This window comes from Pontimicrobium sp. IMCC45349, assembly GCF_047219225.1.
Classification (GTDB): domain Bacteria; phylum Bacteroidota; class Bacteroidia; order Flavobacteriales; family Flavobacteriaceae; genus IMCC45349.
The window spans coordinates 1,112,603-1,138,548 of the sequence record NZ_CP178208.1; the positions used below are offsets into that span (position 1 = coordinate 1,112,603).

General features: G+C 33.1%; 13 protein-coding genes. 5 read left to right on the plus strand and 8 right to left on the minus strand.

Annotated features, from left to right (window positions below):
• Positions 1-13: 13 nt before the first annotated feature.
• The 4 genes from ACLII3_RS05210 to ACLII3_RS05225 all read left to right on the plus strand — a co-directional run bounded on the left by ACLII3_RS05210 (position 14) and on the right by ACLII3_RS05225 (position 12,850).
• Positions 14-4,834 (plus strand): gliding motility-associated C-terminal domain-containing protein, encoded by a 4,821-nt coding sequence (locus ACLII3_RS05210; RefSeq protein WP_412987043.1) that lies wholly within the window; start codon positions 14-16, stop codon positions 4,832-4,834.
• A gap of 166 nt (positions 4,835-5,000) precedes the next feature.
• Positions 5,001-9,980 carry a choice-of-anchor L domain-containing protein gene (locus ACLII3_RS05215; protein ID WP_412987044.1) on the plus strand — a complete coding sequence of 1,660 codons (4,980 nt, stop codon included), beginning with the start codon at positions 5,001-5,003 and terminating at the stop codon, positions 9,978-9,980.
• A 20-nt stretch (positions 9,981-10,000) separates the two neighbouring features.
• A complete protein-coding gene (locus tag ACLII3_RS05220) occupies positions 10,001-10,918 on the plus strand; it encodes a type IX secretion system membrane protein PorP/SprF (protein WP_412987045.1) in 918 nt (305 codons plus the stop codon).
• Positions 10,919-10,939: 21 nt separating this feature from the next.
• Positions 10,940-12,850: an OmpA family protein gene (locus tag ACLII3_RS05225; RefSeq protein ID WP_412987047.1), complete on the plus strand. Its 1,911-nt coding sequence runs from the start codon at positions 10,940-10,942 to the stop codon at positions 12,848-12,850.
• 72 nt (positions 12,851-12,922) lie between these two features.
• Here the strand turns inward: ACLII3_RS05225 and ACLII3_RS05230 are convergent, their stop codons facing one another.
• The 3 genes from ACLII3_RS05230 to ACLII3_RS05240 form a co-directional block, all read right to left on the minus strand.
• Complete coding sequence (locus tag ACLII3_RS05230; RefSeq protein ID WP_412987049.1) at positions 12,923-13,300, minus strand: hypothetical protein; 378 nt, start codon at positions 13,298-13,300, stop codon at positions 12,923-12,925.
• A 67-nt stretch (positions 13,301-13,367) separates the two neighbouring features.
• Entirely contained in the window at positions 13,368-14,756 is a 1,389-nt protein-coding gene (locus tag ACLII3_RS05235; RefSeq protein WP_412987051.1) for a DUF5689 domain-containing protein, read from the minus strand.
• Positions 14,757-14,784: 28 nt separating this feature from the next.
• Positions 14,785-17,574, minus strand: coding sequence for a carboxypeptidase regulatory-like domain-containing protein (locus tag ACLII3_RS05240; protein ID WP_412987053.1), 2,790 nt, complete (start codon positions 17,572-17,574; stop codon positions 14,785-14,787).
• A gap of 139 nt (positions 17,575-17,713) precedes the next feature.
• Here ACLII3_RS05240 and ACLII3_RS05245 point away from each other — a divergent pair, with 139 nt between their 5' ends.
• The gene (locus ACLII3_RS05245) at positions 17,714-18,766 is read left to right on the plus strand and encodes an endonuclease/exonuclease/phosphatase family protein (RefSeq protein ID WP_412987054.1); all 1,053 of its coding nucleotides are present in this window, start codon (positions 17,714-17,716) and stop codon (positions 18,764-18,766) included.
• A gap of 56 nt (positions 18,767-18,822) precedes the next feature.
• Here the strand turns inward: ACLII3_RS05245 and ACLII3_RS05250 are convergent, their stop codons facing one another.
• From ACLII3_RS05250 to ACLII3_RS05270, 5 genes are all read right to left on the minus strand, one after another.
• Positions 18,823-19,251 carry a hypothetical protein gene (locus tag ACLII3_RS05250; RefSeq protein ID WP_412987056.1) on the minus strand — a complete coding sequence of 143 codons (429 nt, stop codon included), beginning with the start codon at positions 19,249-19,251 and terminating at the stop codon, positions 18,823-18,825.
• 103 nt (positions 19,252-19,354) lie between these two features.
• Positions 19,355-21,895 (minus strand): TonB-dependent receptor domain-containing protein, encoded by a 2,541-nt coding sequence (locus ACLII3_RS05255; RefSeq protein ID WP_412987058.1) that lies wholly within the window; start codon positions 21,893-21,895, stop codon positions 19,355-19,357.
• Positions 21,896-22,055: 160 nt separating this feature from the next.
• The gene (pgi, locus tag ACLII3_RS05260; protein ID WP_412987060.1) at positions 22,056-23,699 is read right to left on the minus strand and encodes a glucose-6-phosphate isomerase; all 1,644 of its coding nucleotides are present in this window, start codon (positions 23,697-23,699) and stop codon (positions 22,056-22,058) included.
• A 4-nt stretch (positions 23,700-23,703) separates the two neighbouring features.
• Positions 23,704-24,990, minus strand: a complete 1,287-nt coding sequence (locus tag ACLII3_RS05265) for a peptidoglycan DD-metalloendopeptidase family protein (RefSeq protein WP_412987062.1) — start codon at positions 24,988-24,990, stop codon at positions 23,704-23,706.
• Positions 24,991-25,012: 22 nt separating this feature from the next.
• Positions 25,013-25,945: a tryptophan 2,3-dioxygenase family protein gene (locus ACLII3_RS05270; protein ID WP_412987064.1), complete on the minus strand. Its 933-nt coding sequence runs from the start codon at positions 25,943-25,945 to the stop codon at positions 25,013-25,015.
• Position 25,946 lies beyond the last annotated feature (1 nt).

Below are 25,946 nucleotides of genomic sequence, written 5' to 3' on the forward strand. Positions count from 1 at the left end.
AACAAGCTATCAAATGAAAAAAATTACTAGTACTATACTGTTAATGTTGTTTGCATTAATAGTAAATGCACAAACAACTGTAGACTGTACAGCTGCACCAATCACTACCAATTATTGTTATGATAACAATGACACTACATCTTGGCTATTTACGTCAACTGATGGTAGTCCAGTTAGAATATCATTCTCTGCCGGAACTATTGAAGCAGGTTGGGATGAATTAACAATATATGATGGAGCGGATAATACTGCTCCTATTTTATTTAATAGTGAAGCTGACGGGATTTTTGACTTTACTGGATTAACTTATGACTCAACTGGAGATTCTATTTACCTTGAAGTAGATAGTGATGGTTCAGTAAGTTGTACTTCTGGAGCCAGAGACGAATGGGTGTTTACTGCAAGTTGTGCAACTTGTGTTAATCCAGTTGCGACTTATTTTGTAGATGAAGATTGTATTAATGGCCCTCAATTTTTTGTAGATGTTGATTTAACTGATATGGGTTCTGCAACTTCAATTACAATTACAGACAACCAAGGGAGTACTCCTCAAATAGCAAATGCTATAGGAGTTTATACTTTTGGACCTTTTCCTAATAACACAGGTGTTGTAATTACGGTTGCTAACGACGACGACAGTAACTGTACATTAACAAGTCCTTCGTTAACTCAAGATCAATGTGTACTAAATACTATCGATTGTACTCAAGCACCACAACAATTTAACTATTGTTATGATAATAACGATGACACAGCATGGCTATTCACTTCTACTGATGGAAGTCCTATAAGAATTACTTTCAATGCTGGTGGGATTGAATCATGTTGTGATGATATTTTAATTTACGACGGAACAAGTAACGCAGCTCCATTGATTTACCAAGGAAATAATGGTGGTGACTTATCTGGTTTAACTTTCGATTCAACTGGAGATTCTTTATATTTTGAAATTGATGCAGATGGTTCTGTAAGTTGTGCTTCAGGAAGTGGTTGTTGTACTACTGAGTGGGACTTTACTGTAGCTTGTGCTACTTGTGTTAATCCTGTAGTTGATTATGCTATTAATAGCGATTGTATTAATGGCCCTCAATTTTTCGTAGATGTTGACCTTACAGATTTAGGATCTGCTACTTCAATTACTATAACGGACAATCAAGGAAGTGCGCCACAAACAACTAGTGCTATTGGAATGTTTTCTTTTGGACCTTTCCCAAATACAACTGATGTTGTAATTACTGTTACTAATGACGATGATTCAAATTGTATATTAACAAGTAACGCTTTAACACAGCCTTTCTGTTTAGATAATTATATAGATTGTACTGCTGGACCTTCAACTTATTCATATTGTTATGAAAATAATGATACTAACATATTTTCATATACTAGCTCAGACGGTTCACCTCTTAACTTAAACATAATCTCTGGATTTGTAGCTTGGAACGGATTTAATAATACAACTGATGATCCATTAATTATTTATGACTCTGATGGAACTACCGAATTATATAATGGTGGTGGTAACGAAGGTGATTTAGCAGGCCTTTCTTTCCAATCTACTGGAGATACTATTTATTTCTCAATTCAATCTAATGGATTTACAAGTTGTGAATCTGGAAGTGCTGGATTAGATACAGGTATAGACTATACGGTTTCATGTGCTACTTGCGTTAATCCTGCTGTAACATACGCTGTAGTTCAAGATTGTGTAAATGGACCTCAATTTTTAGTTGATGTTGATTTAACAGATTTAGGATCTGCAACTTCAATTACTATTACAGACAATCAAGGAAGTGCGCCTATAAATACTTCTGCTACTGGACTATTCACTTTTGGACCTTTCCCTAATATGACAGATGTTGTTATTACTGTAGCTAGTGATGATGATGCTAACTGTACTTTAACAAGTACATCGTTAACACAAGAACAATGTGTGCTTAACGTTATAGACTGTACTGCTGGTCCTCAAAACTTCAATTATTGTTATGATAACAATGACGATACAACTTGGTTATTTGCTTCTAACGATGGAAGTCCAGTTAGAATTGTATTTAATGCTGGTGGAATAGAATCTTGTTGTGATGACATATTAATATATGATGGAGCAGATAATACTGCAACATTATTATATCAAGGAAATAATGGTGGTGATTTAGCTGGTTTAGTATTCCAATCTACTGGAGATTCTCTATTTATGGAAATTGATGCTGACGGTTCTGTAAGTTGTGCTTCTGGTAGTGGATGTTGTACTGCTGAATGGGACTTTACTGTGAGTTGTGCTACATGTACTTTCCAAACAGTTAATTATAACATTGTTGACGACTGTGCTAATGGAGATCAATTCTTTATTGATGTAGAAATAACTGACATGGGTGACGCTGTTACATTAAATATTACTGATGACCAAGGAAGTACTCCTCAAACAGCAACTACAACAGGAACATATACTTTTGGTCCTTTCCCTAATTTAACTAACGTTGATATTACTGTAGAGAATGCTGATGATGCTAACTGTACAGTAAATAGTGGACCTATAACTCAATTAGCTTGTCCTCCAGACAATGACGAATGTGCAACAGCAACTGTTGCTGGTGTAAATGATAATGCTCTTTGTACAATTACAACTCCTGGAACTATATTAGGAGCTACAGCTTCAAATAATCCTGTTGGATCTTGTACTGGTTCTCCTGATGATGATGTATGGTTTGAATTTACTGCACTAAGTGAAGTACATGTAATCTCTCTTTTAAATATTAATGGAGGAACAGGATTCTTAGGTCATGCTTTATATTCTGGACCTGATTGTGACAACTTAACTGAAATTTACTGTGTTGATGACACTAGTAGTTTAGCTATTAGTTTAATTGTTGGTGAAACTTATTATTTAAGAGTATTCTCTAACACAGATCAACCAGATCAAACAAGTACTTTTGACTTATGTATTAGAATTGCTCCAGAAAACACTGAATGTGCTGGTTCATCTCCTTTCTGTGCTGATGAAAATGGCGCTATTATATTCCCTAATACAACTGGTATAGAAGACAGTACAAGTATCGCTTGTTTATTTACTGCTCCTAACCCAGCTTGGTATTTTATTCAAGTTCAAGATCCAGGAGAAATTGTAATAGATATTATTCAAAATACAGGATTCGATGAAAACGGAAATCCTACTGGAACTGGATTAGATGTTGATTTTGTTCTTTGGGGACCTTTCGCTCCTGGTGAGGTATTTTGTGGAAACTTAGACCAAGGTTGTCCAGATCCAGGTGATTGTCCAAATAACACATCAAATCCAAATTTCTACCCTTCAGGAAACATAGTAGATTGTAGTTACTCAATTCAAGATGTTGAGACATTAACAATAGATAATGCTCAAACTGCTGAAATATATGTTTTAGTAGTAACAAACTTCTCTGACGACCCAGGGTTTATACAGTTAGTACAAACCAATGGTGATCAACCAGGTTCAGGTTCTACTGACTGTTCTATTTTATGTGATGTTGATTTAGGTGAAGATTTAGATTTATGTGGATACACAACTTACACATTAACTGCTGAATCAGCATATGCTGATTATTACGAATGGTACAAAGACGGTATCCAAATTACTGGAGCAAATTCTGAAACTCTTGAAATTACAGAATCTGGTACTTATACTGTATTAATAGATAATGATATTTGTGAAGAACCTGCTCTTGATGAAATAGTAGTAAACTTCTATCAAGAACCTACTCTTAACCCAATTGAAGATATTATAACTTGTGATGATGCAAGTGGTGATGAAATTGAAGATTTCGATCTTGAATCACAAACAGCTATTTTATTAGGTGACCAATTACCTTCAGATTTTGCTGTGACATATCACGTAAGTTTAGAAGACGCTCAAGCTGGAGTAAATCCTCTTACATCTCCTTACACTAATACTGCTAACCCTCAAACTATATATATTAGAGTTGAAGATGTTAACGCAGTAGGATCTGATTCAGGATGTTTTGTAACTACTTCATTTAATATTGAAATATCTGGACCAACTCCAACTGCTACTAGTGTTGACTTCCCATTATGTGATGATGCATCTAGAGATGGTGTTGAAATTTTTGATTTAGATAGTCATTCTGCCAATATTTTAGATGGTCAAGATGATACAATATTTACAGTAACGTATTACTTATCTGAAACTGAAGCTGAAGACGGAAATAACCCATTAACTTCTCCATACGAGAACACATCAACTCCACAAACTATTTATGCTAGAGTTGAAAGTAATGTTGCAACTGATTGTTACAGTATAACTAATTTCGATTTAATTGTAGAAGATGTTCCATACACAACTTTTGATGGTTCGATTACTTATGAAGTATGTCCAAATGCTACAGTTCCAATTGAAGTAATGGCAATTGCTGAAAATTATTCAGAAAGTGAAGTTACAATTAATTGGTATCAAGATGGTGTATTAATCCCAGGGCAAAATAGCTTAACACTTCCAACTGTTTTAACTGAAGGTATTTACACTATCGAAGTTACATTTAACAACAATGGATGTTCTTATATGGCTGATGTAGATGTAGTTGAATTAGAAACATGTGTAATCCCTCAAGGCATATCACCAGATGGTGATGGGTTAAACGATAGCTTTGATTTAAGTAGCTATGATGTACATAAGCTTGAAATTTACAATAGATATGGTCAATTAGTTTATTCAAAAGAAAATTATTCTGATGAATGGGTTGGTCAATCTGATGAAGGAGAGAGATTACCTGTAGGTACATATTTTTATGTAATGAGATATCAAGATAACAAGCAAAAAGCAGCTTGGGTATATTTAAATTATTAAACAAAAAACAGAGATTTTTTAAGAGTCTTTTAATCGATTATAATTGCATTTTGTCTATTATAATTTTGTTAACGGACTCTTAAAATTCTTTTTTTCTATATTGGTAAGCCTATTGTTTATCTTCAATTTAGAAAATAATTTTAGTTAACTAACTTAATCGATACAAATGAAAAAAATTACTCTTTTATTTGCTCTGCTACTATCAATAGTGACATGGCAAATTGATGCTCAGATTACTTCATTCCCATATGTCGAAGATTTCGAATCTGGTGATGGTGGCTGGGTTGCAGACAACACAACTAATGGTACTTGGGCTCTTGGTGATCCTGCTGGAACAACTATTATTGGTGCCGACTCTGGAACCAATGCATGGGCCACAAACTTAACAGGAACTTATAATGCTAATGAAAATTCATGGGTTACTAGCCCTGTTTTTGATTTATCATCTTTAGTTACACCTTCTATCGAACTTGCAGTTTGGTGGAATAGTGAATTTAGTTGGGATGGAATGGTACTTCAATCTTCAATTGACTCTGGAGCTTCATGGCAAAATGTTGGAGCTGTTGGAGATCCAAACAATTGGTATACTGATAACTCAATTAATGGAAACCCTGGAGGTCAACAAGAAGGTTGGTCTGGTAGAGAATCATCAAGCAACGGCTCAGGCGGTTGGGTTTTTGCAAGACATTCTTTAACTGGTCTTGGAGGTCAATCTAATGTAATTTTTAGAGTAGCTTTTGGTTCTGATGGTTCTGTTCAAGATGATGGTGTAGCGTTTGATACTGTAAGTATTTTTGAAGTTACTTGTCCTGACCCAACGGCAATTACTCTTAACAATATCACTGATACTTCATTAGATATTAGCTGGACAGCTGGTAATACAGAAACAAATTGGGAGATAGTAGTTCAACCTCAAGGTACAGGTGTACCAACTGGTCCAGGAACTGCAATAACAACTAACCCTTATACTGTTGGATCATTAACACCTTCTACTTCTTATGAAATATATATTTTAGCAGACTGTTTAACTGATGGTCAAAGTAGTTGGGTAGGTCCAATCAACTTTAATACAACAAACGTTCCACCACCACCACCTAATGGTGTTACTTGTGCTAGTGGAACATCTTCATTTATATTTACTGAAGATTTTGAAACTGATCCAGCTGCTGGTTGGACAGGTACAACTTTTACTGGAGGAAATGGTGATTGGGATATTACAGCTGGAAATGCTAACTCAGGGGGTACAGGACCTAATGCCTCTTTTAATGGAGGAATGCACCTAGAATATGAAGCATCAGGAGATTCTTCAACGATTGCTTCAGCAATATCACCTGCTATTGATTTATCAGCAGCAGTGGATGGAGCGGAACTTTCTTTTTATATGCATGCTTTTGGAGCTGACATGGGAACTCTTAATGTGGGAATAGCAAATGACCCTGCTGGACCATTCACAAATTTGTATACTTGGATTGGTGACTTCCAAGCTACTGATGATGAAGCTTGGGTTCCAATTGGAATTAACCTTGATGCTTATTTAGGTCAGGTAGTTTACATAGAATTTAGTTATGGAGGTGCTGGAACTGGTTTTGAGGGTGATATGTCTATTGATTATGTAAGAGTAGAATCTTGTGGTTCTTTTTGTATTGCTCCTAGTGGAATAACTGTTTCAAATGTAACTGGAACTTCTGCCGATGTAGCTTGGACAGGAAATAATGGAGAGGCTGAATGGGAATATGTAGTTCAACCTGCTGGAACTGGTGAACCTACTGGAAGTGGAACTGTTGTAAACACACCTAGTGTTAACTTAACAGGTTTAAACTTCTCAACAGATTATGAAATTTATGTGAGAGCTAACTGTGGTAGTGATTATAGTGTTTGGGCTGGCCCTGTAAACTTTAGCACTACAATACAGGTAAATTATGATGTAGACTGTGCTGTAGGACCAACTAACATGAATTATTGTTATGTAAATAATGAAACCAACGTCTTTACTTTTACAAGTACTGATGGCTCTTCTTTAAATTTCACAGTTAATGCTGGTCAAGTTGAAGATGGTTGGGATGAATTTATTGTTTACGATACTGATGGTACAGAATTAACACCTGTAAACTTCTATGGTAATGCTGGTGATTTAGCTGGTGTATTCTATCAATCTACTGGTGATACAATTTCTTTTACAGTAACTTCAGATGGAGTAATTAACTGTTCTGATAATGGATATACTCCAATTGATGTAACAGTAGCTTGTGCTACATGTGACAACCCAGTAGCAACTTATACACTAATTGAAGATTGTGCTAATGCTCCTCAATTCTTTATTGATGTTGATATTACTGATCTTGGTACTGCTACAACTTTAAATATAACTGATAACCAAGCATCTCCTTTAGTTACTGCAACGAATACTGGTATTGTTACAATGGGACCTTATCCTAATGGCACTGATGTTATTGTAACAATCGAGAATGCAGATGATAGTAATTGTATAATTTCAAGTAATCCTATAAATCTTCCATTCTGTGGTGATACATGTACAACCGCTTTACCTGTTGCTTGTGGTGATAGTGTTTCTGGTAGTACAGTAGCTGCTTCTGACGTTGACGAACCAGCTGATTTTTGTGGTACTGGTGGTGGTGCTCCTGGTGTATGGTATTCATTCACAGGAACTGGTGATATTGTAACAATGTCATTATGTAACTCAACTTATGATACTAAAATTCAAGTTTGGGAAGGTGATTGTGATAACTTAACTTGTGTAACAGGTAACGATGATAACTTTGGAGCATGTGGTGGAGCACAATCTGAAGTGTTATTTGTTTCAAACCCTGGAACAGAATATTTAGTTTATGTATTTGGATTTGGATCAAGCACTGGTGATTACACATTAGATGTTACTTGTGAGACTCCTCCAACACCTCCTGCAAATGATGAATGTGATAACGCAACAACATTTGTAGCTAATGCTGATGATACTTGTACAGAATTTGCCTCAGGTACTACTTGGGGAGCAACAGGATCTTCTCAAGCTAATGGTTGTGATGATACTGCTGATGATGATGATGTATGGTTCCAGTTTGATGCAGTTTCAACTGACCATGCTGTAACATTAAATAATATTGTTGGTGGAGGTTTAGCTTTTGTACTTTATGAAGGTGATGATTGTAATAACTTAACACAAATTGATTGTAGCCCATTCTTTGGTGACCCTACAATTATAGCTAATGGATTAACAGTTGGTAACACATATACTGTAAGAGTTTACTCTTCTTCAACTGATCCACTACAAAATATTACTTTTGACCTTTGTGTGTTTACTATTCCACCTCCAATTTATACAAGTGAAACAGATTACACTGTTGAGCAAATAATTATAGATGTATTAGCAAACGAGAACCCAGATTGTCCTCAAATTTCAAATATTACATATTCAACAGGTACTGATTTTGGTACTACAAACGGAATTGGTTATTTTGAAGCTAACGGATCTGGATGGCCTTTTGAAGCTGGTTTAATTATGACTTCTGGTGATATTAATAATGCTCCAGGACCTGAAGATGAAACGTTAAGTGATGGTGGTTTTGCTTGGCCTGGAGATACTGATCTTGAAAATGCAGTGCCAACGCTAAATCCAGGAGATTCAAATAATGCATCAATTATTGAGTTCGATTTTGTACCAATTATTGAACACATGAGTTTTGACTTTATATTCGCGGCTGAAGAATATGGTACATTCCAATGTGGTTTTTCAGATGCTTTTGCTTTCTTATTAACCGATTCAAATGGAGTAACAACAAATCTAGCTATAGTACCAGGAACAACAGATCCCGTATCAGTTTTCACTGTTAGAGATGACACATATAACGGTAACTGTCCATCTGTAAATCCAGAATTCTTCGATAGCTTTTATGGAGATGGTGGTGTAAACCCTATTAATGCTCCTATAGATTTTAGAGGTCATACTACAATTATGACTGCAGAAGCTACAGTAGTACCTAATGAAATATATCATATTAAATTAGTAATTGCTGATGCTCTTGATACTGCTTATGATTCTGCTGTATTTATTGGAGCAGGTACTTTTAACATTGGTAGACCAGATCTAGGAGATGATATTACACTTGGATCAGGTGAAGAAACTTGTGAAGGTAACGCTATCATTCTTGATTCTGGTGATCCTCCAACTAATGCAGATATTGCTTGGTATATGGATGGTGAATTATTAGAGGGTGAAAACACTCAATTCTTAGAAGTTACTGAAACTGCTTTTTATGCTGTTGAATATTCTTATTCTAACCTATCTTGTGCAGTTTCTGATGAAATTTTAGTTGAGTTTTATGAAAACCCTGAACCAGAACCTGTTCAGGAAACAATAGTAAGGTGTGCTGATTTAGAAGTTACACTAGAAGTAGTTGTAAACAACTCAGAAGTATTAGAAACTATGACATATTACTGGACATATAATAATACTGATGTGCAGTCTGGTCCAGATAACACATATACATTACCTGCTGGTTCTACTGACTTTGGTGATTATATAGTAACTGCAATTGATGAAAGAGGTTGTTATGGTAACACTACAATTTCTGTTATAGAAGGTACGTACCCAATTGTTGAAGCAGTTGATGCAAATGTTGATAAATGTATTAACGAAGATGTTACACTAGAAGCTTTCCCTGCTAATCCTGAAGCATTGAGTGATGATTTAACTTACACTTGGTATATAGGAGGCGTTGAAATGCAATCTAGTAGCGATAACACTTACGTACATGCTGCAGGTGAATCTGAAGCAGTAGTTACTGTGATGATAACAGATGAGTTATCACAATGTATGGGTGAAACAGACATAAATGTAGTATACTACGTTAACTCAAACTGTTTAGATTTACCACAAGGTATTTCTCCTGGATCTGTAGACGGTTTAAATGACTGTTTAATCTTAGACCATTTAGCGGATAAAGAAGGCATTAGAAAAGCTGAAGTATTTAACCGTTACGGAACAAAAGTTTATGAGTTTGATAGTTATGTAGATCAATGGTGTGGAACTGATGAAGACGGTAAATTATTACCTGTTGGAACTTATTTCTATACAATTTACTTTAACTCGAACCGTGAACCAATAACAAGCTGGATATATTTAAATTACTAATAAAACCTAATAACTAAACAATGAAAAAATTATATATCATACTATTTGTAGTCTTGTTTGCATATAATGCAAATGCGCAACAAGACCCTCAATACACGCAATATATGTATAATATGAATGTAATTAATCCAGCATATGCTGGATCAACCGAAGGACTTGCAGTTGGTGCTCTTTATAGAAGCCAATGGGTAGGTTTAGATGGCGGTCCTCAAACTTATACATTCGCTATACATTCTCCTATTGGAGAAAAAGTTGGTCTAGGTTTTTCTGTAATTGCAGACGAAATTGGACCTGTAAAAGAAACTAATGCTTATGTTGATTTCTCTTATACCATTCCTGTTGGAAATGTAACTAAACTTGCATTTGGATTAAAAGGTGGATTTACATTCCATGATATTGGGATTTGGGAAGGTCAAATAGATCTTATTGATGCAGGTGACCCTTTCTTTGCTCAAAATATTGATGAAACAACACCTAATATTGGTGCTGGAGTTTATTTATACCAGCCAAATAAATATTATGTTTCTGTATCTATGCCAAACATTTTAAACTCTGTGCACTTAGATGCTAGTAATACTGAAATAGGTTCGGAAACTCAGCATTTATTTGCAGCAGCAGGTTATGTATTTGATTTATCTGAAAACTTTAAATTAAAACCACATGGTTTATTAAAGTATGCTAGCGATGCTCCTGTAAGTTTTGACTTGAATGCAAACTTATTTATGTACGACTTAATAGAAGTTGGTGCAGGTTACCGCTTAGATGATTCTTTTAGTGCAATGATAAACTTTATGATTACTCCTAATTTAAGAATTGGTTATGCTTATGATGCTATACAATCTGAACTTGACATTGTTACAAATGCATCGCATGAAGTTTTCATCAACTTTGATTTAAATTTCCCAAGAAAAGTTTCACGTTCACCTCGTTATTTCTAATCTAGTTAAGCTATAAAAATCATGAAAAAATTAATCACAATATTTACAATCGTAATGATGAGTAGTTTAAGCTTAACTGCTCAAAATAAAGACACAAAAAAAGCAGATAAACATTTTGCAAGATTTGAATTTGTTGAAGCTGCTAAAGACTATGCAGACTTAGTATCTGATGGTAAGGCTGATACTTATGTATATTCACAATTGGCTGAGTGTTACTACAATGTATTTAACACTACTGAAGCTGAAAAATGGTATGCTAAAGCATTAGAAACTTCAGAAGAGCCAGAAATGATTTATAAGTATTCACAAATGCTTAAAGCTAATGGTAAATATGAGGCTTCTAATACACAAATGGACAAGTTTGCATCTATGCGTCCAGGTGATGAAAGAGCGATTGCTTATAAAAAGAACCCTAATTACTTACCTAAAATTTTAGAAAAAGGTAAGAAGTTTAATGTTCAAAACATGGATATTAACTCTGCTACTTCTGATTTTGGAGGAACGTTACAAGATGGTAAATTATACATTACTTCTGCTAGAAATAGTGCTAGAAAAAACTATGGATGGAATGAACAACCATATTTAGACATTTATGAATTAACTGCTAATGAGGATGGGTCTTACCAAAATGCTGTTCTTGCTAGCAATAGGATTAATACTAGATACCATGAAGGTTTAGTTTCTTTTTCTCCTGATGGAAATACAATGTATTTCTCTCGTGAAAGTTTTTATGACAGAATTTTCGAGAAAGATTCTCTTACTAACTACAAAGTAAGTCAGTTAAACTTATATAAAACAACTAAATTATCAGATGGATGGAGTCAAGTAGAGCCTTTACATGTTAATAGCGCTAATTACTCTGCTAAAAATCCTGCTGTAAGTGCAGATGGTAAAACATTATACTTTGCTTCGGATATGCCAGGTGGTTATGGTTTATATGACATATATAAAGCAGATATCAATGAAGATGGTACAATTGGTGAGCCAGTTAACTTAGGGCAAAAAATTAATACTGAAGGTCAAGAAATGTTCCCTTACTCAAGTAGTAATGGTACTTTATACTTCTCTTCTAACGGTCACTTAGGATTAGGTGGGTTAGATGTATTCCATACTAAAGAAATTGATGGGAAAATGGCTCCAGTAAGAAATGTTGGTGTTCCTGTAAACAGTAATGCAGATGATTTTGCTTTTAGTATCAATGAAGATGCTGGAGAAGGATTTGTTTCTTCAAATAGAGAAGGTGGAAAAGGAAGTGATGACATTTATGCAGTTAAAAAACTTCAACCTTTATGTGATGTGTTAATTGCTGGAACAATTACAGATAATAAAACTGGTGCACCTTTAAGTGGAGCTACAGCTACATTATATGATAGTGAAGGTAACATGATTACTTCTAAGATGTCTAATGCTGAAGGACTTGTTGAATTTATTGTTGAGTGTGAAACAGATACTCAAATGGAAGTTACAATGCCAGATTACGAAAGTAAGCGTGTAGATATTGAAGGAACAAATGAAGAAGAAGTTGAAGTTGCTGTTGCTTTAGATCCTATTGAAGTAATTATTGAAAATGAGCAAATTGTTTTAAATCCAATTTACTTTGACTTTGACAAATCTAACATTACAGCTCAAGCTGCTTTTGAATTAGATAAATTAGTTCAAATCATGAATAAATATCCTGAATTAGTAATTAGTGCTGAGTCTCATACTGATAGTAGAGGATCTGCTTCTTATAACGAAAGATTATCTGACAGACGTGCTAAAACTACTGTACAGTATGTAATTTCTAAAGGAATTGATGCTAGCAGAATTACAGGTCAAGGAAAAGGAGAAAGTGCTCCTAAAGTAGATTGTGGTGGAAATTGTTCTGAAGAAGATCACCAAATGAATAGAAGATCTGAATTTATTATTACTAGTGGTAATCCTAACTCTTAATAAAAGTTCACAATCAATATAACTAACTAACCAATCATTAAAAAGCCTTAACTATAGTTAAGGCTTTTTTTATTATAATGCATTAAGTAAAACTAATGCCAATGCTATTATTCCAATGGGTAAAAGCCATACTATCCAAATACTATATGTTTTTGTTTTAACTTTTAAGGATTTAGCATTTAACACCTTTCTCTTTTTGCCACTATACTTTATCCAGTTTTTAAAATATAGTATAACGACTACAAGCCCAAATAATACCCAAGCTTTAGTTGAAGACATTGTTGTAACCTTCATTTGATTAAAAAACTTAGCAAAGAATACACCTAATAATAGGATTACAGAGCTTTCAAATAATAATATATAGAACACTGCTAAAGTGTTCGATTTACGCTTTAATTTGTCCTTATAAGCGTTAAAAACTGTGAAAAATAATTGATCTGATATTGTCATAGAGTAAAAATAAAAAAAGCCGCATGAAAATTCATGCGGCTTCAAGTTTATTTGAATTATATTTTATCTATTCTGGGATAGAAATAATTACATTATCAACATGGATTGTCCCATTTTGGTTCGAAGTATCACTTCCTGTATACTTAAATGCAATATATAAGTTTCCAGTATAACTAGAAAGATCTATAGCACCTGAATCAATCCAAGTAAACCAATCATCTGTTACATCTGGATGTGCAATAACTGCGTCTGTTAAAGCTATCCAAGTTGCTGAAGCAACACCATCAGTTGTTCCATTAAAATCAGTAGAAACAAAAACTTCTAAAGGATCATGACCAGCATCAGGATAAGCATATTCAGTTTGGAAATTTAACATTTCACCATCTTGTGCATCCATATCAATAGCAGGTGAAATTAACCAACCTACATTGTTACTATCACCAGATTGGTAAGCAGAAAACTCAGCATATCCATTACCACTATAAACTTGTTCAGTCCATAACTCACTACCATCTTCAGCATAATTTAACCATCCTTCAACATTTAAATCTGTATTATCTGTTGCAGAACTGAAAGTCTCTTCAAATACAGGGTCACAACGGTTTCCATCAAAGCTAATATCATCAGTAGTATTAAGTAACATTACAATATCATCTCCACCATAACTTTGAGAAATAACACCTGCAATTGTACCTCTACCTTGAGTTGGTAATGGCATTTGGTTAAAATTAGCGAATGAGCTTGTTTCAATTAAAAACTCAGCACCATTATCACAACTTACTAAAGCACGCTGTGTATCAAAATCATCATAAGGAGCAACAAATGTTTGCCCTTCTAATCCTGCTGGAAATTGAGCATTTTCAAACTGTACAAACATGCCTAAGTGTGCGTCATTTACACTAGACATTCCTACTGTTAATGGTACAATAGTTTCTGTAACATTAGACCTGAATAAGAAATCTGGAATCATGTTAGCAGTAATTTCATCAACTTCATCACCATCTTCAGCACCACCAATAGTTAATACTTCAGAAGAATTTTCTCCTAAAAACAACCCTTTTAGTTTAATATAAACTTCTCTACCTTTATTATATCTATTATAATTATCAGCTAAATTTAATACAACACCTATTGCTGCTGTAGGGTTTTCTGGAGCATCCTGCATATAGAACTCTTTGTAAAAGTTTCCTGTAGCATCAGATGAAGTAACATAACCTTTAACAACTATGTCAGATTCAATTAAAGTTACTTGACCATTATACATAGCTTTTAACTGTGAAATAGTAACTAAAGCCATTTCTTCATTTTGAATAGCAGTTAAAATTTCTTGTAAGCCAGCATTCTCTTCATCTCCTAAACTATTAGGAACAGTAAAATCGTCGTCTTGTACACATGCTGTCATTGCAACCATAGCAAATGCAACAAGTACTATATTTAATAATTTGTTTGTTTTCATAATATTTATATTTTTTTTCATAGTTGTTTTAAAATCTAACGTTTAAGTTAAGGAAATATGTAGTTCCTCTACCATACCAATATTTTGATCCGAATACTCGCTTAGGATTTGCAGCATCATCTCTAAGTTCGCGATAGTTAGAATTTCTACTTTGTTCAAATCCACCAGACTTAAATTGTTTGTCGAGAATATTGTTGATACTTGCAAAAAGACCTATAAAGTAATCACCTACTTTCCATGACTTACCTCCAATGGCATTTACTACCATATAGCTATCAAACTTCTCTTGCTTTAATAATTCACGAGCAATATTTGGATCATAATCATTAAATGGTAAACCATCTTGATCAGTATAAAAATTCTCAGTTCTTAATATTGGAGCTACATCTACATAAGCATTTGAGAAAAAGTTTGTTGTTGCTCCGAACCACCAATAATCTGGGTCTCTATACTCAAATCCAACAGAAGCTGCTCGTTGTGGACCTCCAGCTAATTTATAATCTTTAAGATTAGCCTCTCCAAAATTAATTCCTCCACCTACTGATGCAAAATCATCAGAAGTTAATAATAAGTTTGGATTGTTATCATAAGTATATTGTCCTATAGATGCAGCACCTTTCAATTTAATAGTTGGAGTTACTTGTGCTTCAATACCTAATTCTGCTCCAAAGTGTCTTTTATCCACACCTTGTAATATTTCTTGAACAAAAGCATTTTCACCTGTAAAAGTTTGTCCATTAATTCCTGTTCCACTAATACCATCTGCATAATAAAATGAAACATCATTAGCATCTTCAATAGTTGTATAAAAACCAGTTAACCTAGCTTTTACTATAGGAGAACGGTAAATATAACTTGCATCAACAGTAGTTATTTTTTCTTCAGTAATATTAATTCCACTTAAGTCTCCAACTACATTATGATTTTCTCTTGAGTTAGAAAATGTATTTCTTAAAGATGGTGCTTTAGTAATATATGCACCATTGAAATCTAATAAATGCTTTCCAGAAATCTTATAAGTAAATCCTGCTTTAGCTCCAACACCATTAAATTTAATTTTTTCACCTTTTCCATAAGAATTACCTAGATAAGCTTCATGTTGAAATAATCCATCTCTTTGGTATTGCGTGTCAGTATAACTTAAAGCTGCATAAAAATCAACTTTATTGTATTTAAACTGTGCCTGAGCAAAGGCACTCATTACATTAGCTTCTAAATTATAATTGTATCTAAATTTATCTCCTTCAAAAGCAACAAAATCAGGATTTTGTAAATTAAACTGATATCCATCAAAAGCATCTACATTTAATAAACCTGTTGTACTACCTAATAAATCAATAATTTCAGCAAAGTTTTCAGATTTAAGTTTCTTGTAATTAACACCTCCAGTAATAGTAATATTTTCAGTTAATTCACTATTTAATATTGAGTTTATTGTTAATTGCTTATCGTCACTTCTATCTTCATATAAAACATAAGCTGCATTAGTATCGCTTATGTTATTTGTTAAGTTAGCATCATAAATAGCGTTCCAGTCAATTTGGCCATTATTTATAAATTCTTGTTCAGCTATATAAGCACCTTCATAATCAGGTCCATCAGTATCAGCTAAAAAGTAACTTGGTAATTTTTGATAATATGCTGGACTTGGGTTTAAACCTCCAGCAAAATCAATACGACTATTTCCTAACTCACCGAATTGATATCCAACATTAGTATTTAAACTAGTTTTATCTGAAATATCCCAGTAATGATTAACCATTACTATTGGCTCTACAACTCTTTTAACTCTAGAATTACGTTTTTCTCCATCATGATACCCCCAATATTCATTATACTTAATTCCTTTTAAATCGTATACTTCTTGTGTATTAGGAGAAGACTTCCCTCTTCTATTAGGAGCATAAACACCTGTAAAGTTTATACTATGTTTGTCATTTATTCTTTTTTCAACAGAGGCAAAAAATGAATTTGCATCATAGAAAGTTGCATCTTGGTATCCTTCATCTCCCCAACGTCTTCCTACAGATAGTGCATAAGACCATCCTCCTTCAACAACACCAGAGTTATAAGTTGCCATTAAACGATTTGTATAACTTCTATTAGAAGAAGAGTAAGTTATACGTCCACCTTGTCTGTATTTTGAAGCTCTTACGTTTATGTTTGTAGACCCTAAAATACCACCAAAATTATAAGCAGAAGGTACAACTCCAGTTGTAAGTTCTTGGTTACGCATTACATCATTAAGTCCTCCCCAATTACTCCATTGTGGTCTTCCGTTAAATGTTTTGTTCATTTCGATACCATTCATAAGTACAGTACCATTTTCAGAATCTAGTCCTCTAACTCTAAAGAAAGATGAGCTAAATTCAAATGCTGCAGTACGTTGAAAAACATCTTGAGATGACGATAATAATCCAGATATATTATCTGCACCACTTGTATCATCATTTAATTCGTCATCTGATAAAGTGATTGTAAATAAATCAGCATCATCTGAGACATCAACTTTTAAAGACATTTCAGTAATATCTACTGTTTTGCCTTCATTAACTACTATTGGATATCTAGCAGTTAAGAAACCATCTTTAGATACGTTTAGGACTTGCTCGCCTAAAGGTAGGTTTGATGTAAAACTAAACTCACCATTAGCGTCAGTTTTAGTTGTTAAAGAGGTTCCCTCAATTGTAATTGTCACATCAGGAATTGGCTCTCCAGTTATTGCATCTTTTACACTACCCTTTACAATTGTTTGTTGGGCAAAAGATGAAAAAACAGTGAAAATTCCTAATAAGAAAATAAATAACTTTTTTTTCATGTTAAATTTTGTAGTTAATAATATTTTTACTCTAAAATTTCAAATATTTAGAGCCTCCAAATTTACGTTTTTTATTTAATAATATATACTTTTGGCGTGAGATTTGCTTAGATATTAACACATACATAATATACTGATAATGAGAAACAATATTTTACACTCAATCGTTTTAACTTTCATTGTTATTTTTAGTGTACAGGCACAAAAAGACAGAAAGTTTAAAGCACACACTATTGCGTTTTATAACGTTGAAAATCTTTTTGATACTATCAACGACACCACAAAACTTGATGAAAGAAGTCCAATCATGGAAATGAAGTTTAATCGTGAGGAAGTTTATGAGAAAAAAGTAAAAAACATGGCTAGAGTTATATCGGAAATTGGCGCCGATATTTCAAAAAACACACCTGCTATAATTGGCTTAGCTGAAGTTGAAAATAGACAAGTTGTTGATGACTTAGCTAATGACTCAGCATTATTACATAAAGATTATGGTGTTGTACATTTTGACTCTCCTGATGCAAGAGGTATAGATGTTGCTTTAATGTATCAAAAATCACTTTTTAGACCTTTAAGCACTAGTAATCATGAACTCAAGATTTATGATGATATTACAAGAAAACGTATTTACACTAGGGATCAATTATTAGTTAGTGGCGAATTAGAAGGTGACTTGATTCATATAATAGTAAATCACTGGCCATCAAGAAGAGGTGGAGAAGCAAGAAGTAGACCTAAACGTGTTGCAGCTGCTAAACTTAACAAACGTATCATTGACTCTTTACAAGCTATTGACCCTTATGCAAAAATATTTACAATGGGTGATTTAAATGATGACCCAACAAATGCAAGTGTAAAGGATGTATTAAAAGCTGAAAAAGATAAAGAGGATGTTAAACTAAAAGGTATCTACAATCCTATGGAAAGTTTCTTTAAACAAGGGTTAGGGTCTAACGCTTATAGAGATGCTTGGAGTTTGTTTGACCAAATAATGATTACAAAACCATTATTGGAGAAAGACTTTTCTTCTTTTAGGTTTTTTAAAGCTGGAATATTCAACAAACAATATTTAACAAATAAAAAAGGAAGATATAAAGGATATCCTTTAAGAAGTTTTGCTGATGGAGGCTTTACCAATGGGTTTAGCGATCACTTCCCTGTTTATGTTATTGTAATCAAGGAAGTTTTGTAAAACTTTCTCCAAATTAAAATAAAAAAGGCAGCAATTAAATTGCTGCCTTTTTTATTTTAATTTGGCCAACTTCCCCAAGGAATCCTTGATAAAAACAATACTAATGCAATTACATAAAACACTGCAATAGTTTTATATTTTGGAGTAGACGTAAGTTTCTTTTTATGCTTAGAATATCCTATCGTAATTAATGCTACAGCTATAATATTAATTAATGGATGCTCAACAAGGTATAGGCGAGCTAAAGAATTACTCATAACTTCACCTCCCATTTCGCTCCATAAACTAAATCTTTCTGAAGTAAAATATAACAACAACCCTAAAAGTAATTGAATATGTGATACTATTAATGTAAAAAGTGATATTCTAAATGCTTTAGCATCGTAATCCTTTTTAGCTAATAAGCCCATAAAAGCTTTTACAACAGCCAATAATAAAATCACAAGTACTAAGTAAGCCCAATAAGAATGCAATGTTTTAATCATGAGTAAGTGTTTATTTTGTTTACAGCAAAAGTAAGTGAAAAATAGGTATAAAAAAATCCCAATGCATTGCATTGGGATTTTTAATTTTAAATAAAATTACTTCTTAGAAGTTATAACGTACACTTACGTTCCAAGTTCTTCCGTAACCAAAACGTCCATTGTTGTTAATATTAACTCCTTTAAAGTTTTGAGAAGGATCAGAAGAAGCTGCTGTATTACCATTTACAGATTCTAAATATACTTCATCAAAAATATTGTTAATATTTAAACGGAATTGGATAGAATTTTTATCATCTTCTCCAACTAACATTTTGTATGAGAATCCAGCATCTACAGTATCATAAGATGGTAATGACAATGGATTTTGACTCAATGATCCTTCAGAATGCATATCATTATACCAGTTCCAAGCTCCATCAATACTAACTCTTTCTAAGAACTCATAGTCAGCATTAATACCAGCTGTTACTTGAGCAGCACCACCAACGTTAAATCCATCAATATCAATTTCTGTAGCAGTTCCTATTTCTTCACCGTCTCCGTTAAAAGTTCTTTGAGTTGCAGACCCATCAAATTGCCATTCACCTAAAGCTAAGAATCCATTAACTCGTAAGTTATCCATTGGTCTAGTCATTACTTCTAATTCTACACCACTATGTACTTGCTTCACGCCTTGTGTTTGGTACCCTTCGTATGCTGGAGTATCTTGATCTTCTCCATTACTACTTAATAAAGTTCTGTTATCCCAAATTGTATGGTAAACGTTTAAGTTAGCAGAAATCCACTCTCCTCCAAATTGGTAACCAGCTTCTAAACCAGTAATCTTTTGATTTTCAACCTCAGGGTTAATTAAGTCATTTGAATTTCTTGTGTTAACAAATAAATCATCGTGGAAAGGTTGACGCGAATAATATCCAGTATTAACAAACACTTTGTGGTTTTCGTTAATCTCATAAGCAGCACCTAGTTTTACGTTATACCCAATATTACTAACTTTCTTAGATTTTTCTGAAACACCTTCTTCAGCTGTAAAGAAAAATTCTTCTCTTTGGTGGTCTTGATTTGATAATGCTCCTTGGAAAAATGCAGAGAACTTATCTTTTGTATATTCTAATTGACCAAATACACCATAATAAGTAATAACTTCTTCATAATCTCTATCCATACGTTGGTCATGGTCAGTATTTGGGTTAAACACCATGTTCCATGGGTTAATTCCTCCGTAAGTATCAGTAATTGTATAATCTCCTGAATATCCACTTGACTCATCTACAGAGCTAATTCCAATAAACTCATTTACACCTCTAAAGTGAATTCCATTATAAGTTCTAATATCTGCACCAACGTTTAAGTTTAATGTTTCACTTAACTCATTGTTATAGTTTGTTACTAATCCAAACCAATTGTGGTTATTAAATGATCCACGAACAAACCCTACACCATTAGAAATTCTTTCAGAAGCAAAAGCACCACGTCCTAAAGAACCATATAATACAGTAGATAATGCTGACTTTTCATTAATATTCCAATCCCAAGATAAGTTTGCTACTGGTTTGTGGTAGATATTACGTCCTCCTGGGTATACATCACCTTCCAAATTGTTAGGGCTAGAAACACCTGTTTCATTCCAACTATTATATCTTCTCCCATTTTCTAAAAAATCACCTATAGATCCTCTTCCTGCCGCAGCATGCCATTGTGGTGCTCCAGTTAATAAGAAATTGAATGTATTATTCTCATTTGGCTGGTAACCAGCAGATAAAAAATATGTTTGACCTTGACCATGTGTATAGTTAACATAACCATCACCTTGCCAGTGTCCTAATAAAGCAGAGAAAGACCATCCTTTTTCACTTTTTCCAGTAGAGTAATATGCAGATGTTTTAGTGTAATCATCATTACCAATCATTTGTTGTACAAAACCTCCTTTTTTTCTATCAATAGTTTTTGTAACAATATTTACTGTACCACCAACTGAAGAAATCGCTAATTTAGAAGAACCTAAACCACGTTGTACCTGTACAGCATTAGCTACATCTAATACTCCAGACCAGTTAGACCAGTACATCTTACCATCTTCCATACCATTAATTGGTTGTCCATTAAGTAAGAAAGCTGTATTCGTTTGGTCAAAACCACGTAAGAACATTCTACCATCACCAAATCCACCACCTTTAACGTTTTGTACAGAAGGTGTAGATTTTAATACTTCAGGTAAATCCCAGTTCCCTGTTTTTTCTTGAATCTCGTTAGCCTTAATTGTAGATACAGCGATAGGTGTATTTCTATCTTCTGCTAAATCAATAATACCAGATCCAACAATTACAATCTCTTCTAAAGAATTGTCAGGAGATAATGTAATGTTACCTAAGTCTGCATTTCCGTTGAATGATACTCTAATTGAACCATATCCAACGTAAGAGATTACTAATACACCAGAATTTGATTGCGTTTTTAAAGTAAATTTCCCATCAAAATCAGAAGTCGTACCATTGGTAGTTCCTTCTTCAATAATGTTTGCTCCTGGAAGTGGAGCATTTAGTTCAGAATCAATAATTGTTCCTGAAACCGTGCTTTGTGCAAAAGCTGCTGTCGAAAAAATCATCGCTACAGCTAATAGCATAAATTGAGTAAATTTTCTCATTATAAAATTAAAATTGGTTTTATTTTGCTGCGAAATTACTTAATAAATACCACTTTTTGTTAACTAAGCGTTAAGAATTGTTAATTGTTGTGAAAAATACGACAGAAACCAACTACGTGATTTGCAGTTTTTTAACCAAAAAATGAGAAGTTTTCTTTTATTACCTTAAATTTTTATAAAAATCTATAAGATTTTGAGTAGAAGAATCATGATTATTAATTTTTGAATCATTAAACTCTTTTAAAATATTTCCAGCTAATTGTTTTCCTAGTTCTACACCAAATTGATCATAACTAAAAATATTCCAGATAACTCCTTGAACAAAAATCTTATGTTCATACATAGCTATTAGTTTTCCAAGACTTTCTGGAGTTAATGAATTAATAAAAATTGTATTAGTAGGTTTGTTTCCTTTAAATACTTTAAAAGGTATTAATTGCTCTATCTTCTCTTTGGTTAGATTAGAATTTTCTAGTTCTTGTCTTACCTCAGCTTCGGTTTTACCATTTAATAAAGCTTCTGTTTGCGCAAAGAAATTAGACATTAACTTATCTTGATGAGATTGGTTACCATGCAAAGGTTTAGTAAACCCAATAAAATCAGAAGGAATTAACTTTGTTCCTTGATGAATTAATTGAAAAAATGCGTGTTGCGAATTTGTTCCTGGTTCTCCCCAAATTAAATTACCTGTTTGATAGCTAATTAATTCTCCATTTCTAGAAATAGATTTACCATTACTTTCCATAATAGCTTGTTGTAAATATGTAGCAAACTGATTTAAATATTGTGTATAAGGTATGATTGCCTCACTTTCTGCTTGAAAAAAGTTATTATACCAAATACTTAAAAAAGCTAAAACAACTGGTATATTATTAGAAAACTCTTCATTTTTAAAATGAACATCCATTTTTTGAGCACCTTCTAATAAACTTTCTAAATTCTTATACCCAACTGCTAAACTTATACTTAAACCTACGGCACTCCATAGCGAAAAACGTCCGCCTACCCAATCCCACATTGGGAAAATATTGTTTTCATCTATTCCAAAATCTTTAACAGCATCAATATTTGTAGATACTGCAACAAAATGTTGAGCAACATCAAATTGCGTTGCAGATTTTAAAAACCAATTTCTAATGGTTGTAGCATTAGATAATGTTTCCTGAGTTGTAAAAGTTTTAGAAACTATGACAAATAAAGTTGTTTCTGGGTTTAAATTCTTAATAACCTCACTAACATGATCTCCATCAACATTACTAACAAAATGAGGCTTCAACTTATTTCCATAAAACTTGAGCGAATCTACTACCATAGCAGGTCCAAGGTCTGAACCTCCAATACCAATATTTACAATATCTGTAAATGCTTTACCAGTATAACCTTTACGCTTACCATTTATAATCTCGTTTGTAAACTTCTTTATTTTTCTTTTTACTTTATAGACTTGTGGAATTACATTTTTTCCATTTACAATAACCGATTCTTCTTTTGAAGCTCTTAAAGCTGTATGTAATACCGCTCTTCCTTCAGTTTCATTAATAATATCTCCTTGAAAATATTTAGTTATAGCATCTTTTAAATCAATTTCATTGGCTAAATCATCAAAAAGATTTAAGGTCTCCTGCGTTATTCTATTCTTTGAAAAGTCAACATAAAAATCTTCCCATTTAATTGTAAATCTATTTGCGCGTTCTTGGTCTTTATCAAACCAAGTTTTCATATGAATTTCTTTAATATCATTAAAATGATTCTGCAATTTAGACCATGCAATTGTTTGAGTAGGGTTGTTTTTTTTTAATGCCATTTTTTTAATCTTTGAATGGTTCTTCTTCAGATAAAGCTACTTGGTTATCTTCAACAGGAAATTGAATATTATCTAATCTTTCTTTTATTGGAGTAATATACTCATTATAGTTTTCTTTTAATGAATCCGGAATAGACTCAGCTGCAGGAAGTTTTTGTTTAAACGGATCTACTTGCCTTCCATTTTTCCAAAAGCGATAACATACATGTGGTCCACCAGTATTTCCAGTCATTCCAACCCAACCAATCACATCTCCTTGTTTTACATATTGTCCAACTTTTACGTTACGGTTTTTCATATGTAAATACTGTGTGCTATAAGTTGCATTATGTTTAATTTTCACATATTTACCATTACCTCCTCTTCTTGTTGATTCGGTAACAGTTCCATTGGCTGTTGCAATAATTGGTGTTCCTATTGCTGCTGCAAAATCAGTTCCTTTATGAGGTCTTCTTTTATAGCCATAATATGCAATCCTTCTGTTAAGATTATAACGTGAAGAAATCCTATATCTAAACTTTATTGGAGAAGTTAGAAATGTTCTTCGAAGACTATTAGTATTTTCATCAAAATAATCTTCTATCTGTCTTTCTTTATCTACTATATATTTAAAAGCATATAAAGGTTCGTTTTTATGTTCAAAATAAGCTGCATCTATACTCTCAATACCAGCGTGTATACTATCTTCTATAAAACGCTGTCTATATAAAATCTTAAAACGATCTCCTTTTTGAAGCTTGTAAAAATCTAAAGTCCAAGCATAAACATCTGCAACTGTATAGGTTAAATCAGGTGGCAATCCAAGATTATCCATTGTTTCAGAAAAACTAGATGTTATAATTCCTGAGGCTTCTTTCTCTACTATAGTAATTGGTTTTCTTTCCTTATATGCTAATATAGAATCGCAAAACTCAATTACAACATATTCAACTTTATTAGGTTGATAAATAAAACTTTGGGGTTGTTTTAATGAGTCTTTAGAGCACAGAAGCATGTATGGCTTTCCTATTTGAAGTTTCCTAATATCAAATGTGTCTTTGGCTTTTTCAGCAATTTGAAAAATTTTGGGATATCCTAACCTATTACGTTCTAAAATCTCACCAAAACTATCTCCACTCCTTATAGTATCTCTTATTACTGTATAGTTATTTAAGTTATATCCAAACTCTATAATCTCGTCATCCACTGATGAAGCAAGCATATTTGCTTCTAAACTATTTTTATTATTTTCTTCGTTACATGAAAGGATTGTAAGTGCTATTAATCCTAGGAATATTCTTAAAAACTTCATTTTACATTATGCATACTAACATTTAAACATTCTTTCCCCAATCTTCTATTTCTTGAGCGCTCCAAAGTTCAGGAAAAAAAATACGTTTTTGATACATTGGATGCATATATTTTTGCCAATCACTCCCACCTGTTGCTTCACCACTTCCTTCAGGACCTAAAATATAATGTTTAGCAGCATTATAATGTGCCATTACCCAAGTTATATTAACTGTATAATCGTAATGCCTCATTGCTTTACGCAAACTTACATTTTGTTGGTCTTCTAATGGCAATTCTTTAAAACGTGACCATAAATTTTTAGTATTATAGACTTTCATGAAAGTAATAAACTCTTCTTTATAACGATCTTCAAAATTCACCAATAATTTAGACTTACTTCCTGTTTTATAATCTTTACCAGCTGCTTGCCAATACAAATGTTCAAAAGCATGCTCAAAAGGTGTATTTCTATCAATAGTTGCTCTAAATCTATTATCGATTAAGTTTATTAACTCGGTAGATGCAAACTCAATTTTTCTATACTGTCCACTTTGAAAACCACTTGCTGGAGTTAATGTATGTCTAAATTTATTGTATTGCGCTCTATCCATACCTTCTCTCATAATATCAAAAGATGTTGTGAGCATATCAAAATAGCGGCTAATTCGCATTAGCTTATCTTCAAAATAGGTTACGTCTAGATTCTCTTTTACAGCAACTTGCTGAATTTCCCATAGAATCATTTTAAACAATAACTCATTAATTTGATGATATGTAATAAATACCATTTCATCAGGAAATGTAGTACGCTGTATTTGTAAGCTTAACAATGCATCAGTATGAATATAATCCCAATATGTAATTGAGTTAGAATACAACAAACCTTCTAAATAGTTTTCTGTATCCTCGCTTTCGGCATCGTACTTTTTTTGAATCTTACTTAATAAATCTGTGTAATCTGGTTGGTTTGACATA